General features: G+C 64.9%; 16 protein-coding genes and 1 riboswitch. Of the genes, 13 read left to right on the top strand and 3 right to left on the bottom strand.

Annotated elements, in window-relative coordinates; translation table 11 throughout:
• Positions 1–38 precede the first annotated feature (38 nt).
• From cysD to J5J83_RS18090, 5 genes are all read left to right on the top strand, one after another.
• The gene (gene cysD / locus J5J83_RS18110; protein WP_212351346.1) at positions 39–953 is read left to right on the top strand and encodes a sulfate adenylyltransferase subunit CysD; all 915 of its coding nucleotides are present in this window, start codon (positions 39–41) and stop codon (positions 951–953) included.
• Between the two features lie 271 nt (positions 954–1,224).
• Positions 1,225–2,505 carry a sulfate adenylyltransferase subunit CysN gene (gene cysN, locus J5J83_RS18105; protein ID WP_212351345.1) on the top strand — a complete coding sequence of 427 codons (1,281 nt, stop codon included), beginning with the start codon at positions 1,225–1,227 and terminating at the stop codon, positions 2,503–2,505.
• Positions 2,506–2,701: 196 nt separating this feature from the next.
• The gene (cbiB, locus tag J5J83_RS18100; RefSeq protein WP_212351344.1) at positions 2,702–3,634 is read left to right on the top strand and encodes an adenosylcobinamide-phosphate synthase CbiB; all 933 of its coding nucleotides are present in this window, start codon (positions 2,702–2,704) and stop codon (positions 3,632–3,634) included.
• Positions 3,627–4,625, top strand: a complete 999-nt coding sequence (gene cobD, locus J5J83_RS18095; RefSeq protein ID WP_212351343.1) for a threonine-phosphate decarboxylase CobD — start codon at positions 3,627–3,629, stop codon at positions 4,623–4,625. The genes cbiB and cobD overlap by 8 nt, the downstream gene beginning before the upstream one ends.
• A complete protein-coding gene (locus tag J5J83_RS18090; protein WP_212351342.1) occupies positions 4,622–5,527 on the top strand; it encodes a cobalamin-binding protein in 906 nt (301 codons plus the stop codon). Before cobD ends, J5J83_RS18090 begins: the two co-directional genes overlap by 4 nt.
• On the opposite strand, the gene J5J83_RS18085 is transcribed toward J5J83_RS18090, so the two are convergent.
• Together J5J83_RS18085 and J5J83_RS18080 are read right to left on the bottom strand one after the other, a co-directional pair.
• Positions 5,520–6,815 carry a hypothetical protein gene (locus tag J5J83_RS18085; protein ID WP_212351341.1) on the bottom strand — a complete coding sequence of 432 codons (1,296 nt, stop codon included), beginning with the start codon at positions 6,813–6,815 and terminating at the stop codon, positions 5,520–5,522. The two genes, J5J83_RS18090 and J5J83_RS18085, sit on opposite strands and share 8 nt — an antisense overlap.
• A gap of 143 nt (positions 6,816–6,958) precedes the next feature.
• Positions 6,959–8,083: a M48 family metallopeptidase gene (locus tag J5J83_RS18080; protein WP_212351340.1), complete on the bottom strand. Its 1,125-nt coding sequence runs from the start codon at positions 8,081–8,083 to the stop codon at positions 6,959–6,961.
• Between the two features lie 310 nt (positions 8,084–8,393).
• On the opposite strand from J5J83_RS18080, the gene J5J83_RS18075 reads away from it, so the two are divergent.
• On the top strand, positions 8,394–9,953 hold the full coding sequence (locus J5J83_RS18075) for a DEAD/DEAH box helicase (protein WP_212351339.1): 1,560 nt from the start codon (positions 8,394–8,396) through the stop codon (positions 9,951–9,953).
• Positions 9,954–10,027: 74 nt separating this feature from the next.
• Here J5J83_RS18075 and bluB read toward each other — a convergent pair whose 3' ends face one another.
• On the bottom strand, positions 10,028–10,693 hold the full coding sequence (gene bluB / locus J5J83_RS18070; RefSeq protein WP_212351338.1) for a 5,6-dimethylbenzimidazole synthase: 666 nt from the start codon (positions 10,691–10,693) through the stop codon (positions 10,028–10,030).
• A 116-nt stretch (positions 10,694–10,809) separates the two neighbouring features.
• Positions 10,810–11,036: riboswitch (cobalamin riboswitch) on the top strand.
• A gap of 189 nt (positions 11,037–11,225) precedes the next feature.
• On the opposite strand from bluB, the gene J5J83_RS18065 reads away from it, so the two are divergent.
• From J5J83_RS18065 to cobI, 7 genes are read left to right on the top strand one after another with little or no spacing between them, the layout of a single operon-like run.
• Positions 11,226–11,852: an energy-coupling factor ABC transporter permease gene (locus J5J83_RS18065; RefSeq protein ID WP_212351337.1), complete on the top strand. Its 627-nt coding sequence runs from the start codon at positions 11,226–11,228 to the stop codon at positions 11,850–11,852.
• Between the two features lie 4 nt (positions 11,853–11,856).
• Positions 11,857–12,678, top strand: coding sequence for a precorrin-4 C(11)-methyltransferase (gene cobM, locus J5J83_RS18060; RefSeq protein WP_212351336.1), 822 nt, complete (start codon positions 11,857–11,859; stop codon positions 12,676–12,678).
• A complete protein-coding gene (locus tag J5J83_RS18055; protein ID WP_212351335.1) occupies positions 12,675–13,574 on the top strand; it encodes a sirohydrochlorin chelatase in 900 nt (299 codons plus the stop codon). Before cobM ends, J5J83_RS18055 begins: the two co-directional genes overlap by 4 nt.
• Before the next feature lie 22 nt (positions 13,575–13,596).
• Entirely contained in the window at positions 13,597–14,277 is a 681-nt protein-coding gene (locus J5J83_RS18050; protein ID WP_212351334.1) for a precorrin-8X methylmutase, read from the top strand.
• Positions 14,278–14,284: 7 nt separating this feature from the next.
• Complete coding sequence (locus J5J83_RS18045; protein WP_212351333.1) at positions 14,285–15,463, top strand: cobalt-precorrin-5B (C(1))-methyltransferase; 1,179 nt, start codon at positions 14,285–14,287, stop codon at positions 15,461–15,463.
• Positions 15,456–16,865 carry a precorrin-6y C5,15-methyltransferase (decarboxylating) subunit CbiE gene (cbiE, locus tag J5J83_RS18040; RefSeq protein WP_212351332.1) on the top strand — a complete coding sequence of 470 codons (1,410 nt, stop codon included), beginning with the start codon at positions 15,456–15,458 and terminating at the stop codon, positions 16,863–16,865. Before J5J83_RS18045 ends, cbiE begins: the two co-directional genes overlap by 8 nt.
• The gene (gene cobI, locus J5J83_RS18035) at positions 16,858–17,697 is read left to right on the top strand and encodes a precorrin-2 C(20)-methyltransferase (protein ID WP_212351331.1); all 840 of its coding nucleotides are present in this window, start codon (positions 16,858–16,860) and stop codon (positions 17,695–17,697) included. Before cbiE ends, cobI begins: the two co-directional genes overlap by 8 nt.
• Positions 17,698–17,982: the final 285 nt, after the last annotated feature.

Below are 17,982 nucleotides of genomic sequence, written 5' to 3'. Positions count from 1 at the left end.
GCGACGACAGACAACTTTCGAAGCGGTAACACCAGACTATGTCGACTCTGACCAAACAGACGCTCTCCCACCTTGACTGGCTCGAGGCCGAAGCCATCCACATCATGCGCGAGGTGGCCGGCCAGTGCGCGAACCCGGTACTGCTGTTTTCCGGCGGCAAAGATTCTATCTGCATGCTGCGCCTGGCCGAAAAGGCCTTCCGCCCCGGTCGCTTCCCCTTCCCGCTGATGCATATCGACACCGGCCACAACTACAAGGAAGTGACCGACTTCCGCGATAAACGGGCTGCCGAGCTGGGCGAGCGCCTGATCGTGCGCTCGGTCGAAGATTCGATGGCGCGCGGTACGGTGGTGCTGAAGTCGGCCGATGAGTCGCGCAACAAGCATCAGTCGGTGACGCTGCTCGAGGCGATCGAGGAATTCGGTTTCGATGCGTGTATCGGCGGCGCCCGTCGCGACGAGGAAAAGGCACGCGCGAAGGAACGGATCATGAGCTTTCGCGACGAGTTCGGTCAGTGGGACCCGAAGAACCAGCGCCCCGAGCTGTGGAACCTGTACAACGCACGCTCGCACAAGGGCGAGAACATCCGCGCATTTCCGATCAGCAACTGGACCGAGCTCGACGTGTGGCAGTACATCGCCCGCGAGCAGCTGGAGCTGCCGTCGATCTATTTCGCCCATGTCCGTCCGGTGGTGCGCAAGAACGGGTTGATGCAGCCAGTCACCGACGTGACGCCGGCCAAGCCTGGCGACAAGGTCGAAGACGTGCTGGTGCGTTTCCGCACCGTCGGTGACATTACCTGCACGGCGCCGGTTGAGTCCGACGCGGACACGGTGGAGAAGATTCTCGCCGAGACCGCAACCACGACGATTACCGAGCGCGGCGCGACGCGAATGGACGATCAGACCTCCGAGGCCTCGATGGAGCAGCGCAAGAAGGAAGGGTATTTCTGATCGACCAAGGCCCCCTGTCAAGTCAGAGGCCAATCGAGCAAGCACGCCTCTCCTTGAAAGCGGAGGTAGATCGAACAAGCACGCCTCTCCTTGAAAGCGGAGGCCGATCGAACAAGCACTCCTCCCCCTTCAAGGGGGAGGCCGGGAGGGGGATGGGTTTCCGCACAACGCCCAGTAACAACCCATCCCCACCCCAGCCCTCCCCTTGAAGGGGAGGGAGAACACCCCGCACGTACTGAACCGAGTTCAAAGCATCACTGGAAAAATGACCATGTCCGCACCTGAACAACTGCCCGAGATCGACAACGGCCTGCTGCGCTTCCTGACCTGCGGCAGCGTCGATGACGGCAAGAGCACCCTGATCGGCCGCCTGCTGTTCGACACCAAGACCATCCTCGCCGACACCATGAATGCGATCGAGAAGACCTCGGCCAAGCGCGGCATGACCGCGGTCGACCTCTCGCTGCTCACCGACGGCTTGCAAGCCGAGCGCGAGCAAGGCATCACCATCGATGTCGCCTACCGCTACTTCACCACCGGCCGTCGCAAGTACATCATCGCCGACGCCCCGGGGCACGAGCAGTACACCCGCAACATGGTCACCGCGGCCTCCACCGCCAACCTTGCCATCATCCTCATCGATGCGCGCAAGGGCGTGCTCACCCAGACCCGACGCCATTCCTACCTCGCCAGCCTGGTCGGCATCCCTCACCTGCTGGTCGCGGTGAACAAGATGGATCTCGTCGACTACGACGAAGCCACCTTCGAACGCATCAAGGCGGATTACCTCGCCTTCGCTGGCCAGCTCGGCATCAAGGACGTGCGCTTCATCCCCATTTCCGCGTTGGCCGGCGACATGATCGTGGACCGTGGCGAACGCCTGCCCTGGTACGCCGGCCCCACCCTGCTCGAGATTCTCGAAGCCGCACCGGCCGCCCACACCGAACAGGCCGAGGACTTCCGTTTTCCAGTGCAGTTCGTGTGCCGCCCACACGACTCAGCGAACCCCGAACTGCACGACTACCGCGGCTTCATGGGCAGGGTCGAATCGGGCGAAATCGCCATCGGCGATGCGGTCACCGTATTGCCGTCCGGCGCGTCCAGCAAGGTCAAGGCCATCAGCCTCGGCAGCGACCAGCTCGAACGCGCGATCCATGAGCAATCGGTCACCTTGCTGCTGGAAGACGAAATCGACATCTCGCGCGGCGACATGATTGTCAAGACGGTCGAAGCGCCGAGCGCCATCAAGCAGATCGACGCCACCGTATGCTGGCTGTCGGAAACCCCGATGTCACCGGCGCGGACCTATCTGGTCCGCCACACCACCCGCGAAGCCAAGGCCAAGATCGCCAAGATCGACTATCGGCTCGACGTCAATACGCTGGAGCAGCAGCCGGTGACCAGCCTGGCAATGAACGACATCGCCCGCATCACGCTCAAGCTCGCCCAACCCATTGTCGCCGACCCCTACCGCGCCAACCGTGCCACCGGCGCTTTCATCATCATCGACGAAAGCACCAACAACACCGTCGGCGCCGGCATGATCGGCTGACAGGACGCACGTCGGTCAGACCGGTGCGGACCTGACCGATGATTGGCATCATTCCGGAAATCCGTCCTTGCGGATGTCGGCATCGTCCGCGAGCACAATTGTTGCTGGCGACAAGCCTTTGCCATACGGTCACCGCTTGTCGTAACCTCCAGCCCCTGTCATCGCATGTGCCCCGAGGCTCCGGCGCACCATCATCATGTCCGCATTCGCCCTCGCCGTATTCAAGCTGGCCGCCGGCCTGCTGCTCGACCGCCGCTTCGGTGAATTCCGTCGCTACCACCCGCTGGTTGGATTCGGCCGCTGGGCAAGCGCGATCGAAAGCCGAGTGCGCGGTCATTCCGCCTCGCGTCTGGCCGGCATCGTGGCGTGGGTCGCGGCGACCGGCCCGTGGCTCGGGCTCGCGCTGCTGCTGCGCGAGCTACATCCGCAGGCGCACTGGGTGGTCGATATCGGCCTGCTGTACTTCGCCCTCGGTGCGCGCAGCCTGACAGAGCATGCCGAAGCCATCGCGGCCCCCCTTGAATCCGGGGACCTGGCACAAGCGCGCACACGCACCGCCTGGATCGTCAGCCGCGATACGGCAAGGCTCGACGCCGAAGGCATCGCCCGTGCGGGCACCGAGTCCGTGCTCGAGAACGGCAACGACGCCGTCTTCGGCGCCCTGTTCTGGTTCCTGATATTCGGCGGGCCCGGCGCACTGCTGTTTCGCCTGGCCAACACCCTGGACGCGATGTGGGGTTACCGTACGCCCCGCTACCTGCGCTTCGGCTGGGCGGCCGCCCGCATCGACGATGTGCTCAATGCGGTGCCGGCACGCCTGACCGCGCTCACCTACGCCGTCCTCGGTCGCACCCGTCAGTCGCTGCATTGCTGGCGCGAACAGGCACCGGCCTGGGACAGCCCCAACGCCGGCCCGGTCATGGCAGCAGGGGCAGGGGCGCTCGACGTCGCCCTCGGGGGCGTTGCCATCTATCACGGCAAGGCGGAAGCGCGCCCGCCGCTAGGCACCAGCACCGCGCCCGATGCGGGTTCGATTCGCGCCGCCGTCGAGCTTGTACATCGCGGCATGCTGCTATGGCTGGCCATCTCAGCCCTGCTCGCTTTCGCACTGGAGCAATGGAATGCTTGAGCATGGAGGCCGGCTGCGGATTGCCGCCGCCAAGTATGGCATTGCGCTCGAGGACTGGCTCGACCTGTCGACCGCGATCAATCCACGACCCTGGCCGGTTCCCGCACTTGCACCCGATGCCTGGCACCGCCTGCCGGAAGACAACGACGGTCTCGAGGACGCGGCCATGGCCTACTACTGCACCGGACAGGTGCTCGCCGTCGCCGGTTCGCAGGCGGCGATACAGAGCCTGCCCGAACTGATTCCCGGGCGGGTTGTCACCATTCCCGCGCCTACGTACGCGGAGCATCCGCACGCCTGGCGCGGGCGCATACTGAGGCGCGTTGCAGCCGACCCCGACTGCATCGATGCCTGTATCGACAGCACGGACGTACTGGTGCTGGTCAATCCCAACAATCCCTCGGGAACGCACTACCCTCGCACCCGGCTCCTGGACTGGCATCGGCGCCTCGCCGCGCGCGGCGGATGGCTGGTGATCGACGAGGCTTTCATCGACCCCGATCCGTCGGAGAGCCTGGCTGCCTGTGCGGGAAATCCGGGCCTGGTAATCCTGCGCTCGGCCGGCAAGTTCTTCGGCCTCGCCGGTGCCCGCGTCGGCTTCGTGCTCGCGCCTGAGGCATTGCGCGCCGCCCTCGGCGCCCGGCTGGGCCCGTGGACAGTGAGCGGCCCCGCCCGCGCCGTCGTGCAGGCTGCGCTGCGCGACCGCGCCTGGCACGACAGCACCCGACGCAGACTGCAGGCCGATGGCGAGCGTCTCGCCTCACTGCTGCACCACGCCGGCTTCGATGACGTGCGCGGCCCTGCCCTCTTCAAGTGGTTCGAACATCCGGCAGCACGGGCCATCGCCCACCAGCTCGCCGGCCATGGCATTCTGGTTCGCCATTTCGACGCCCCCGCCAGTCTGCGCTTCGGCCTGCCACCCGACGAGCACGGCTGGCAACGCCTGGCCGATACGCTTCAATCCACGGCAATCAAGGAGCTTCGTCGATGAACGCCAGATACTTCGCCGCCGCATTCGCGCTTATTTGCAGCCTGAACGGCGCGCCTGCTGCCGCCTCGACGGTGAGCATTCGTGACGATAGCGGCACGGATCTCACTCTGGCCCAACCGGCGCGCCGCATTGTCAGCCTCGCGCCTCACCTGACCGAACTGCTGTTTGCGGCCGGCGCGGGCAGCAAGGTGGTGGGGGTCGTGTCGTACAGCGACTTCCCTGAGGCTGCCAAGTCGCTGCCGCATGTTGGCAGCTACAACAACGTGGATCTCGAGGCGCTGATCGCACTCAAGCCCGACCTCGTGGTGGCGTGGAAAAGCGGCAATCGCGATGCGCACCTGGACCGTCTGGCGGCACTGGGCGTCCCCGTATACATCAACGAACCACGCAACCTCGATGACGTTGCGCGCGCGCTCGAGAGTCTCGGCACCCTCGCCGGCACCGACACCATCGCACGGGCTGCAGCCGAACAGTACCGAACTCGCCTGCAGGACCTGCGCACACGCTATTCGGGCCTGTCACCCGTTCGCACCTTCTACCAGGTGTGGGACCGCCCGCTGATGACGATCAATGGCGAACACCTCATCGGCGATGTGATGCGGCTGTGCGGCGGCGAAAACGTGTTCGCGGCGCTGCCCCAGCTCGCGCCCACGGTCAGTGTCGAGGCCGTGCTCGCTGCCAACCCCGAGGCCATCGTCGCCAGCGGCATGGGCGACGAGCGCCCGGAATGGCTGGACCAATGGCGGCGCTGGCCAAGTCTTGCCGCCGTTGCGCGGAACAACCTGTTCTTCATTCCACCGACGCTGATCCAGCGGCACACGCCCCGGATTCTCGACGGCGCAGCGCGGCTGTGCGAACAACTCGATAACGCACGCCAGCGCGCGGCAGTACAGCTCAAATGAACCGCGTCGCCTCGTCGAGCTCTTCGTGGGTGCGCGCCTGACTCAAGGCGCTCACGAACTTGCGCCAGGCCAGATCGGCATCATCGATTCGGATCAGCGCAATTTTGTCATCGTGGGACCCGCGCCGAAGCACCGTCACTTTCATCTCGCTGCGATCCGATGCCCCGAGGTCGATGGACACTTCGCCGCTGACGCCGACCGGCAGTGCACGTTCGGCACGGACACGGAACCCCGACGCCGAGCATTCGAAGACGTTCAGACCGTAGCGTTTGCGCAGCCCGAGAGAATTGGTGCGGAACTCACCCGGACACATCACCGGAAACCGTCGGTGCGTGCGTCGTCGCATTTCCGAGCGCGGTACGCCATCGGGCACGGGCGGCAGACACCCCTTGAATTCGGGCAGATCGTAAATCGAATGCAGCAGCATCAATTCGCGACTGCGTAGTCCGGCGAACACCCGGGTACGAATATTGAAGAAATGGTCGATGAGTGCCGGCGTCATGACCGGATCGGTCGTGGTGTAGAAACGCTTCTCGGGGAACCGGATGTTGGGCACCACGGTCGCGGTGAAATACCGGAACAGGTTCTTCGCGGGTGGCAGCTTGTCGTAGCGACGTCGATACACGGCCGGCGCCGTGGACAAATCAAGATGCGCCCCGACCGCAGGCGCACCATTGACGAAATCGTAATGCGCCACCGGCCGCTGCGCCAGACGCCGGAAACACAACACCGCTTCGTAAAAGCCCACATGTCGCGGATTGACTGCAATGACGAGATGGCGGGTATCGAATTGCCGGGTGGCGTATTCGTACATGAACTTCATCAGCGGCAGCAGGATCTTTCCGCTCGCCGATCGAAAGCGCGGATCGATAGCCAGCGCGGAGACCTCCGCAATATTCCCTCCCTGGCGCCGGACGGCGTCGAGGTCGAAGATGCGCTGCATCGGGAAACCCATGGCGCTCTCGCGAATCAGCGACAAGGTGCCGACCACCCTCTCGCCGTACCGGCACAACAGCGTCGAGGTCGTCGGCAGGGCGTGGTAGACCGTGACCCGCATCGCGGACGGGTCGGGCTGCATGAAGCCGGCATCGACATAGGCGTCGTGCAGGAGGTGAAAACAGGCTTCGAGCTCCTCACGTGTTTCGGCGAGCTTGAACACCAGCTTTTCCGACAAGACTGCGTCACAACGGATCAGCTTCCCATAGACGGCGAAACGGAGTCTGCCGGGTAGCAGTGACGAACATCGTTCAAGCAGGCGTGAGCCGAACTTGCGCCAGGGCATGATCATAGTTTTTGCGCTGCCACGCCATCGGACACGGGCGGGAGCGGGCATCAATTCGGACCCGCATGATAGCGCTCAAGTACCCCGGGGAAGATGATCAAGCGCAAACAAGCATCACCCCTCGAGCTCCCGGGCCGGTCGCGCAGCGATCAGTCCTGGCTGCGTCGCCGGGCGCCGCGATAATGCCGGCGCCAGCCCGGACGCGCATCCTGCCACCAGGCGCGGTCGAACACCCATGAAAGCGCCGGCAGGATGGGGGCAAAATAATGCCGCGCAGCCGACGGCCGGTCGACCGATGCGGCACGCAGCGGCACCCTCAAGGCGCGCAGTCGCTGATGCAACGCGGGATGAAAGGGCAAGGGCACCTCGTCACCATCGGCCATCAATGCTTCGGTCGCGGCACGCACCGACTCCGGACGCAGAAACCCGGTTTCGACCCCCAACCCCATTTCGCGATAGGGCCGAATGGTCGGGCGCACACGTGTCTCGCTTTGCGCCATCACCTTGGGCCAGTAATCCTGGCGCAGGAAGCGTTCCTTGAGCGAGACTTCGACTAGGGTCTCGCCGAGCAGTCCGGCCCCCACCAACCTTGCGGCATGGGCATCGGCCTCGAACTCCTCGATGCGCGACAGTCGCAGCAAATCGCGGTAGAAGCGGCGCAAAAAACGGTCGACAGCCGGCGCCATCAGCGGCATGTCCTCGCACATTGCATCGAGCACCCTCAGCCACCACGCCCTGAGGTGTGCGCCAAGTTTTCCTGTGCCCTTTCGCTGCAACGCAAGATGCGCAAACTCGTGCGCCATCACGGCTGCGAGTTGCGCACGCGACACACTATGCACCAACGGCAGTCCTACCAGCAGATGGGTTTCGATCCTCCCCAGGCAGCCCAAGCGCGCCCGCTGCAAGACCGAAGCATTCGGATCGCGGGTAATCCACACATGGTCGATTCCGTCCGCGCTCAATTGACGGCCGATATCGTCGATCAGCGTATAGAACTCGGGCGCGGCATCGCGCGGCAAACGGACGCCGGCTGGTTCGGGCGGCGACACGCACAGCATGGAGGCAATACGGGCGCACAGGTAGGCGCACACCACGGCGCTCACACTGGAGACCGCGGTCGACACGGGATCGCCGCTGATCAAAGCACTCCAGCTGTGTTGCAATGACAGCAACACGCCGCAGAACGACAACAGCAGCAGCAGGCTCACTGCCAGCAGGCCTGCAAGTGCGATGGCTGCCAGCGCACGTGCGAGGCGCGGACGTAGGTCGAACATTCGGAAACGAGATACATACATGGTCACGCACTCCGGCACGGACGGCAAAGCCAGACGAAATATACGCGCTGCCAGCGAAATCGAATACTGCACGAAAGGCATAGGAATCGCTGTACATATCGGAAAAAGTCACCTGATTTCAGCCAGTTCTCGCTTTCCGCGCCCGAACACTCTATAGTGCAAGGCTGTTGCGTGCCCGACCAATCGGCCGCAACCTTTCCAACGACCATTTCAGGTCACGAATCCCGCCCGCCTCGATTGGTGTCGTACGCCCTGCGCACGACAGGCCGTCGCTGGAGCATTTTCTCGCATGAACACAGAATCAAATTTCGCCGGTCTCGGACTGGCTGAACCCTTGCTGCGCGCCATTTCGGAAGCCGGCTATACAACACCGACGCCGATCCAGGCCCAGGCCATTCCGCAAGTACTCGCCGGAGGTGACCTGCTCGCTGCCGCACAGACCGGCACCGGCAAGACGGCCGGCTTCACGCTTCCGGTGCTGCACCTGCTGTCGCAGACGCATGTGCATCCGCACCCGAACGGTCGCCCGCGCTGCCTCATCCTCACGCCGACCCGCGAACTCGCGGCCCAAGTCGAAGAATCGGTGAAAACCTATGGCAAGCACCTGCCATTGACCTCGATGGTGATGTTCGGCGGCGTCAACATCAATCCGCAGATTTCGGCGCTGAAGAAGCGCGTCGACATTCTGGTGGCGACACCCGGCCGTCTGCTCGACCACGTCGGCCAGCGCACGCTGGACCTGTCTGGCGTAGAGATCCTGATTCTCGACGAAGCCGACCGCATGCTCGACATGGGCTTCATCCGCGACATCCGAAAGGTGCTCGCACTGCTGCCGAAGAAACGCCAGAATCTGCTGTTCTCGGCCACCTTCTCCGACGAGATTCGTGAACTAGCCAACGGCCTGCTGCACAATCCGGGCTGCGTAGAGGTTGCTGCGCGCAATACCACCGCCGAGCGCGTCGAACAGGCCGCCTACATGATCGGCCAGAAGCAGAAGCGCGAACTGCTGGCTTGGCTGATAAAGGAACGCCAGTGGTTTCAGGCACTGGTGTTCACCCGCACCAAACACGGCGCCAACAAGCTGGCCGAATATCTGACCAAACACGGCATCGAATCTGCAGCCATCCACGGTAACAAGAGCCAAGCGGCCCGCACACGCGCCCTGGCCCAGTTCAAGGACGGCTCGCTGCCTGTTCTGGTGGCCACCGACATCGCCGCGCGCGGTCTCGATATCGATCAACTGCCGCAGGTGGTGAACTTCGAACTGCCGAACGTACCCGAAGACTACGTGCACCGCATCGGTCGCACCGGCCGTGCCGGCGCGGCCGGACATGCGATTTCGCTGGTCGACCGCGAAGAGCTCAAGCTGCTGAGCGCAATCGAACGCCTGATGCACCGCAAGGTCGACCGCGCCACGGCCGAAGGCTTCGTGCCCAGTGCGACGGCAGAACAGTCGCATGACGAAGACCAGCGCCGCGAACCGATGCCACGTCGCGGTGGCGGCGGCGGTCGCAACAACAGCGAACAACGCAGGAGCGGTGCAACCGCCGGCCGCAGCGACCGTCCCGGCGGCCGTGGCCCCGCAAACGGTGGGCAGCCTGCCAGCCGCGGCCCTCAGCGCGCCCGCACCGAGACGGACGGCAACCGGGCTCGTCCCGCGCCGCGCCAGGCTGGAGAAGTGGATGGCAATCGCGCCGCCCCCAGCCGCCCTGAACCCAACGGCAACCATGCCGGCAACCGCGGCCGCAGCGAAATCAATGGCAATCGCGCGCCGCAGTCGTCCGACCGCCGCAACACCGCACCGCGCGCAGCACTGTTCTCCGCCAGAACGGGGAACGGCAACCGCTGATCGCTGAAGCGCACCGCTCCACATGTGAAGAAGGCCACCGCAAGGTGGCCTTCTTTTTTCTGGCGGAAGCGATCTCAATCAGCCGAAGATGGCCACACATTCTCTGACAATACCGCCTCGATCGGCATACGTTCGGCCCATTTCTCGATTTCCAGCATCGGCTTCGGATAGAAGGCCTCGACGTGGCCGATGCACAGCACCGCGACCGGACATGCCCCTTCGGGCATGGCCAGCAGGCCGGCAAGCTTCTCCGGGTCGAAAATCGACACCCACCCCATACCCAGCCCCTCCGCACGTGCAGCCAGCCACATGTTCTGGATGGCGCACGCGACCGAGGCCAGATCCATTTCGGGCAGCGTTCGACGCCCGAAAACATGCTTCTCGCGCCCTTCTGCAAGGGCCACGACCAGCACCTCGCCGGCATCGAGCACACCTTCGACCTTCAGCTTCATGAAGTCTTCCGCACGTTCGCCCAGCGCTTGCGCGGTCGCAATCCGCTCGTCCTCCACCAGTGCATGCATACGCTCACGCAAGCCCCGGTCGGTGATGCGGATGAAGCGCCAGGGCTGCATGTAGCCCACGCTGGGTGCATGGTGTGCGGCCCACAGCAATCGCCGCAGCACGGCGGGGTCAATGGCGTCGGGCAAGAAGTGGCGCATGTCGCGACGCTCGGCGATCACGCGGTAAATGGCAGCGATCTCCGCGCTGGAGAAGGCAAGCGAAGCGGATTTGGAAGGCATGCAATCAGGTCTCCGACGGGCAGGGCTGCAGTGTAGCGCACCGCTTGCCATGCATTGCCCTTCCCCTGCTTGCCGTAAGGGCAGCTTGCAAATCGCCACCGATCTCGACTAAGCTCCGCTCCACATTCGATCCGGGTGCCTTGTCATGAAGTCTCATGACGGGTGAAACGGGAAGTCCGGTGACGCTGCTTGCATATGCGAGCAGCCACTCCGGCGCAGCCCCCGCTGCTGTAAGCCTGACGAATCCGCTGCAACACTGATGACCACTGGGTTTCTTTCCGGGAAGGTCGGCGGATGAGGAAGATGGCGAGCCAGAAGACCGGCCCGATCGACTTGAAAGAGATGTGAATCCCGGGGTGAGGGTTCGATCCGACTGGTTCATGCGGGCCGTATCCGTTTTCGTACGTCGCCATGCCAGCCGCATTCGAAATTCGTTTTGTGCAGTCGGTCGCACGTCCATGGCCTGTCCATGCGTGCCTGCGTCTGCCTCCCCGGCTTCAGGTCACCAGCCAAGCACACGAGGGGAGTCTTCATGCATATCGAACCGGGTTACGTTTCCACCGCCAAAATCGCCGCCGCCAACGTCGCCGCCACCGGGCTGCTCGCCAGCCACATCCTGCCGCTGTTGCGACAACCGCAACTGATCCTGCGCACCGTGCTCGCAGCGCTGTTCTTCTCGGTCTTCATGCAGAGCTTTCACCTCGCAGTCGGCCCGTCAGAACTCCATTTCGTCGGCGCCATGCCGATGTACCTGATCCTTGGCTTCGTCCCCACGTTGCTCGGCTTCGGCGTCGGTCTGGCACTTCAGGGCCTGCTGTTCGAACCGGGCGACCTCGTCCACCTCGGGGTGAACACGCTATCGCTCGCACTCCCGCTGATGCTGGTACACCACACCGTCGGCAAGCGCTTCGACAGTCTCAGGCTGCGCAACATCATGAAGCTCGACGCCGTGTTCTACGCCGGCGTGACCTCGATGGTCGGCTTCTGGCTCGCGATTGGCGAAGTGGCCACGCCGCTTGCCGACTGGGCCGCCTTCGCGATGGCCTATGCTCCGCTGGTGGTGCTCGAACCGCTGATCACCTTCAGTCTGATCCGCCTGCTGCAACCTTATGCCGCCAGCCCGCCGATGAAGCTGTGCACCACCCTGCGGGCAGGTTGAGCACATGGGTGTCATCTGGTTCGTCGGCGCCGGCCCCGGCGACCCCGATCTGATCACGGTCAAGGGTCGCAGGCTGCTTGAAGAGGCTGGCGCGATCCTTTTTGCCGGGTCGCTGGTCGACCAGGCCGCCACGCGCTTCGCTCCGGCGGGTTGCGAGATTCGCGACTCCAAGGACATGACGCTGGAGGAGATGAGCGCATGGCTGCTCGACGCCTGCGCCCGTCATGCCACCGTTGTACGCCTGCAGACCGGCGACCCCGGCCTGTACGGCGCGCTGGTGGAGATGACCCGCCCGCTCGACGCCGCCGGCGTGCAGTGGAAGGTCGTGCCGGGCGTGTCTTCGGCCATGGCCGCGGCCGCTGCGGCAGGCGAAACCCTGACCCTGCCTGAAGTCACGCAAACCGTGATTCTCACTCGGGTCGCCGGGCGCACGCCGATGCCGGCAGGCGAAGAACTCGAAGCGCTGGCAGCGCATCGCAGCACCTTGTGCATCTTTCTGTCGATCACGTTGCTGCATGAAGTCCAGCGTGCGTTGCGCGGCGCCGGATGGTCCGAGCACTCGCCCATCGTCGTGGTGCAGAAGGCCAGCTGGCCCGGCGCCGAGAAGATCGTGCGCGGCACGCTCGCCGACATCAAGCGTCGCTGCCAGGACGAGAAGATCGCCTCGCAGGCCATGATCATCGCCAGCCCCGCGCTGGGCGCGCGCGACTGGGCCGATATCGCCCGCTCCAAACTCTACGACCCCGGTTTTTCACACCGTTTCCGCAAGGCCTCCCTGATGCAGGACGTCGGCACGGAAAGCGCAATCACCGAGATTCCGTCATGAACGATCACACCATCCTCCTCGTCGGCCATGGTTCGCGCAACCGCGAAGGCAACCTCGAGATCCTGCAGTTCGCTACCCAGTGGCAGGAGCGTCACCCGGGGTGGCGCATCGAGGCCTGCTTCATCGAACATGCGGAAGTCCTGCTCGACGAGGGCCTGGACCGCGCCGCCCGGAACGCACGCCGGGTCACCGTCGTGCCCTTCATTCTCAACGCAGCGGGCCATGTGAAGATGGAGCTGCCGGCGGCGGTTTCACGTGCCCGCGTCCGTCATCCATTAACGGACTTCGTGTGCACTCGCCATTTGGGTATGGGCCGCGAGATGCTTGCCGTGCTCAAGGGCCAGCTCGACCGCCTGCTGCACCAGCTCGCCAGCCCCGACCCGCGCACCACCGGCGTCATCCTGCTCGGCCGCGGCTCGTCCGATGCCGGCGCAAATGGCGAGCTCGCCCGCATGACCCGCTGGGTGTTCGAAGACCACGACCATGATCTGGTCGATCTCGCCTTCACCAGCATCACCTTCCCCCGGCTCGAAACCGTGGTTCAGCGCCAGGTCCGCCTGGGCATGATGCAGATCTGCATTGTCCCTGTGTATCTCTTCAGCGGCGTGCTGATGGACCGCATCAAGGCCCAGACCGGACGCCTGCAAGCCCAGTTTCCTCACATTGCATTCGCCCTCGGCACCCATTTCGGCTTCGACGAGGGGATCTTCGACCTGCTCGACCGTCGCGTCGCGGAATCGGGCACAGCGGAAGGCAGTCTGCTCGAATGCGACGGCTGCAAGTATCGCCTCGCCGCCGAAGCCGAGCATCTGCACGACCACAGCCACACCCACGTGCATGCTGCGCATTCGGTTGGTCACGCGCACGAACACCACTGCAACCATGCACCCGCCTGAGCTCAGTGCCCAGAACTCGACCATGACCACCAACACCGTTACCGAGCAGCTCACCGCCGCGGGCCGTGCTATCGAGCATGACTCCTTTGCCGTCATCGACGCCGAGGTCGCCCGGCACGACTATCTCCCCGAGCAATGGCCCATCGTGCGCCGCATGATTCACGCCAATGCCGACTTCGACTTCAACGGTCTAACCGACTTTCATCCCGCGGCGGTCGATGCCGGACTGGCGGCCATCCTGAGCGGCGGGGCGGCGATCGTCGCCGATGTCGAGATGATCTGCGTCGGCCTGTCGGCCTCGCGCCTGGCGCACTTCGGCATCCACACCCACCAGTTCATCTCCGACCCCGACGTCATCGAACAGGCCACGACGGAGAACACGACGCGTGCGGTGCAGGCCATGCGCAAGGCGCACCGGCAAGGCTTGCTCGATGGCGCACTGGTCGGTATCGGCAACGCGCCCACCGCGTTGATCGAAATTGTCCGCCTGATCCGCGAAGAAGGAGCACGCCCGGCGCTGGTCATTGGCATGCCGGTGGGCTTCGTCTCTGCCGCCGAGTCCAAGGACCTGATGGCAGGGCTCACCGAGGTGCCATGGATCGTGATCCGTGGGCGCAAGGGGGGATCGACGCTGGTGGTCGCGGCACTGCATGCACTGCTCGGACTGGCCGAGGCATGCCAACTGCAGCCCGCCCAGGCCTGAACACCCCATGGCAGCCGGTCACACGCCTCCCGAGAAGGTTCGCAAGGGTGATCCCAAGCGCGACCGCGGCAATCGCACCGGCTTCTCGACCGGCGCCAACGCGGCGGCTGCAGCCACTGCGGCCACGCTCGGACTGGTGCAGGGTGTGGTGCCCGAGGCGGTCGAATGCGTGCTGCCGAACACCCAGCGCGTGCGCTTCAACATCAGCGACGGCACGGTGATACGGCACCCGGGAGGTGGCCACGCGCATGCGGTCTCGATCAAGGACGCAGGCGACGACCCCGACGCCACGCATGGTGCCCACCTCACCGCCGACGTGCGCCGCATCATCGGCGGGGGCGGTGCCATCATCCTCAAGGGAGGCCCCGGCGTCGGCATCGTCACCAAGCCCGGCCTCGGACTCGATGTCGGTGGCCCCGCGATCAACCCTGCGCCACGACGCAGCATCACCGAAAACGTCGCCAGCGCAGGCGCAGCCATTCTTTCCGCCGGCGACAGCCTTGAAGTCACCATCTCGGTGCCCGGTGGCGAAGAGATGGCGAAGAAAACACTGAATGCCCGGCTCGGCATTCTGGGCGGCATCAGCATCCTCGGCACCACCGGCATCGTCCGCCCCTATTCGACTGCAGCCTTTCGCGCGAGCGTGATCCAGGCCGTGGATGTGGCGGCGAACCAGGGCCAGACCTCGGTGGTGTTCACGACGGGCGGCCGGACCGAAAAGTGCGCGATGCGCGAGTTCCCGCAACTCGACGAAGCCTGTTTCGTGCAGATGGGCGACTTCGTCAAGGCCGCGTTCGCCACCGCGCTCAAGCACGACATGCAGCACATCATCATCGGTGCCATGGTGGGCAAGCTGACCAAGATCGCCCAGGGCCTGTCGGTCACCCACGCCTGGCGCGAGGAGGTCGACCGCGACCTGATCGCCGGCGCGGCAGCCGAAGTCGGCGCACCCGCCGATCTGATCGAGGAGATCCGCGCCGCCGAAACCGCCCGCTTTGCCGCCGAACGCCTGGCTGAACTCGGACTCGCGGTGGCCTTTCACCGCTCGCTCGCCGCCCGCGCCATCCGCAGCCTGCGCGAGCGCTACCCCGGTCCCCACCGCCTCACCGTGCTGGCCTGCAATTTCGAGGGCGTGCCGATCGTGACCCTGAACGAAGAAGAACTGATGGAACCCGCACATGCCTGACAACCAACACCCGCTGTGCAGCGTGATCGGCATCATCGATGAGGGCTGGGCCAGCCTGCCCGCAGCCGCCCAGGCGAGACTGCGCGGCGCCAGCCTTTTGATCGGTGCCCGGCGCACGCTTGATCTCGTCGCGCCCTTTCTGCCCGAAGGCACCGAGTGTCTCGACATGGACGGTGCGCTGTCGCAAACGCCAGCATGGATCGTCAGCGCGCTCGAAGGGGGCAGACCGGTTGCAGTACTCGCCACGGGTGATCCGCTGTGTCACGGCATTGCCCGCTTTCTGATCGGCAAGCTCGGCGCCGGCGCAGTCGAGATCATGCCCGCACCATCGACCATTCAGCTCGCCTTCGCCCGCCTCAAGAAGCCGTGGCATGACGCGCGTATCAGCTCCTGCCATGGCCCCGATGCAGGCGAGTGGCCCGGTGACGACGCGGCTCCCGGCCCGACACCGGCACACGGCCTGTACAAACTGGTGCGCGCGGTCGCCAGCCATCCGCTGGTCGCCACTTTCACCAGCCCGCACAACAGCCCGGACCGCATCGCCCGCGCACTGCTCGCCGCCGGCTACGGCGATGACGCGCACGAAAGCGTCAGGCTATCCGTCGTCGCCTGTCTGTGTCATGCGGACGAAGCCGTCTTTGCCAACCTGAGCCTGACCGACGCAGCGCGCCGCCGCTTTCCCGACCCCAACGTCGTAATCATCGAACGCATCGCCCGGGCAGGTGACGAATGCGCACCGACACGCTACCCGCCCGACCTCGTCTCGAGCATTCCGCATACCGCACCGGTATTCGGCTTCGACGATCTCGATTTCGTGCAACGCACGCCCGAGAAGGGGCTGATCACCAAGCTCGAAGCGCGTGCGGTTTCGCTCGCCCGCCTTGGCCTGCGCGCCGACAGCATCGTGTGGGATATCGGCGCGGGCTCCGGCTCGGTCGGCCTTGAAGCCAGCCGCATCGCTTACCTCGGCCACGTGTGGGCAATCGAGAAGAACAGTGGAGATGCAGCCAACGCCCGCGTCAACGCGCGACGCATGCACGCGAGCAATTACAGCCTGTTCGAAGCCAAGGCGCCTGCCGGGCTCGATACATGGCCCGCACCCGACGCGGTTTTCATCGGCGGCTCGGGCGGCGAACTGGGGGAACTTATCGCACTGGTCCTTGGCAGGCTCAAGCCCCGCGGGCGCCTGGTAATGAACTTCGTCACCCTGGAAAACCTTGCCCTCGCCACCCGGACTCTTCAGCAGCTTGGCGCCACTTGGGACGTCACCATGCTCTCGGCCGCGCGCAGTCAGCCGATTCTCGACATGCACCGCCTCGCTGCCCAGAACCCGGTGTGGATCGTCAGCGCGCAGGCTGCAGGCCGTCCATCAGACCTCGCAGGAGGCAACACCCATGAATGACGTGCGCACCACCGCCCTTCAAGCATCGCCCCCTTCTTGCGGCTTCGGCCGCCTGATCGGCGTCTCGCTCGGCCCCGGTGACCCCGACCTCATCACCCGCCGCGGCTGGGCAGCACTGCAATCCGGCGCACGCTGGGCCTACCCGGTCAAACGCGCGGAGGAAAGCTCTTATGCACTCGGCATCGCCCGCCGGGGTGGACTCGAGATTCCGGCCGACGCCGCCGAACTGGTCTTTCCAATGACGCGCGATGCGACCGCACTGGCCAAGGCGTGGGCGCGCGCCGCCAGCCGCACGGTCGAGTGGCTGGCAAGCGGGCGTGATGTCGCCTTTCTGGTCGAAGGCGATGCCTCCACTTACTCCACCTTCCGCCACCTTGCACGCGCAGTGCGCGAGCTGGCGCCCGAGGTCACGGTGGAAACCATCCCCGGCGTCAGTTCATTTGCCGCGGCCGCCGCCCGAACGGATGTGGCGCTGGCCGAAGAAGACGAGACCCTGGCCATCATCCCCGCCGCCTACGGCGTACCGGTAATCGACCATCTGCTCGACGAGTTCGACACCCTGGTGCTGATGAAGGTCAAGCCGTTGCTGGACGAGGTACTGGATCTGCTCGAACGCCGCGGGCTGATCGCCAGCACCTGCTTCATCGAGAAAGTGGGCTCACCCGAGGAGCGCGTCGTACGCGACGTCTCCAGTCTGCGCGGAGAGAAGGTGAATTACCTGTCGCTGCTGCTGGTGCAGAACCCGAAGCGCGTACGCGGAGAACTGCGCCGTGGCTGTCGCAAGCGATCAGGAGCCCCGGATTTCACTGCAGCAGCAGAGGCCGCCACGTGAAGCGAAGCTCACTGATCCGTGCCACGCTCTACCGGGGACTCGCGTGAAGCGCCTACCCGAGGCATTCGGCCATCGGGCAGACGCTCGCGGCCTTCGGCTTCCCGGCTCGTCAAGCGTCGTCGGGGCGGCGATGCAAACTCGTTCGCTGCGCTCCCTCAGACATACATCGCCTTGTTTCCCCGCCGCCGCCCGCCGAACCGGCGCTCACGACAGCCCGCTGGCCGAACACCCCGGCGCGCTCCACGCGAGCCCCCTGCCGTGTTCAATCGCCACCACCTGAAAGAC

Source organism: Azoarcus sp. L1K30 (assembly GCF_018122735.1).
Taxonomy (GTDB): Bacteria; Pseudomonadota; Gammaproteobacteria; order Burkholderiales; family Rhodocyclaceae; genus Parazoarcus.
This window is presented reverse-complemented; position numbering and strand designations above follow the sequence as displayed.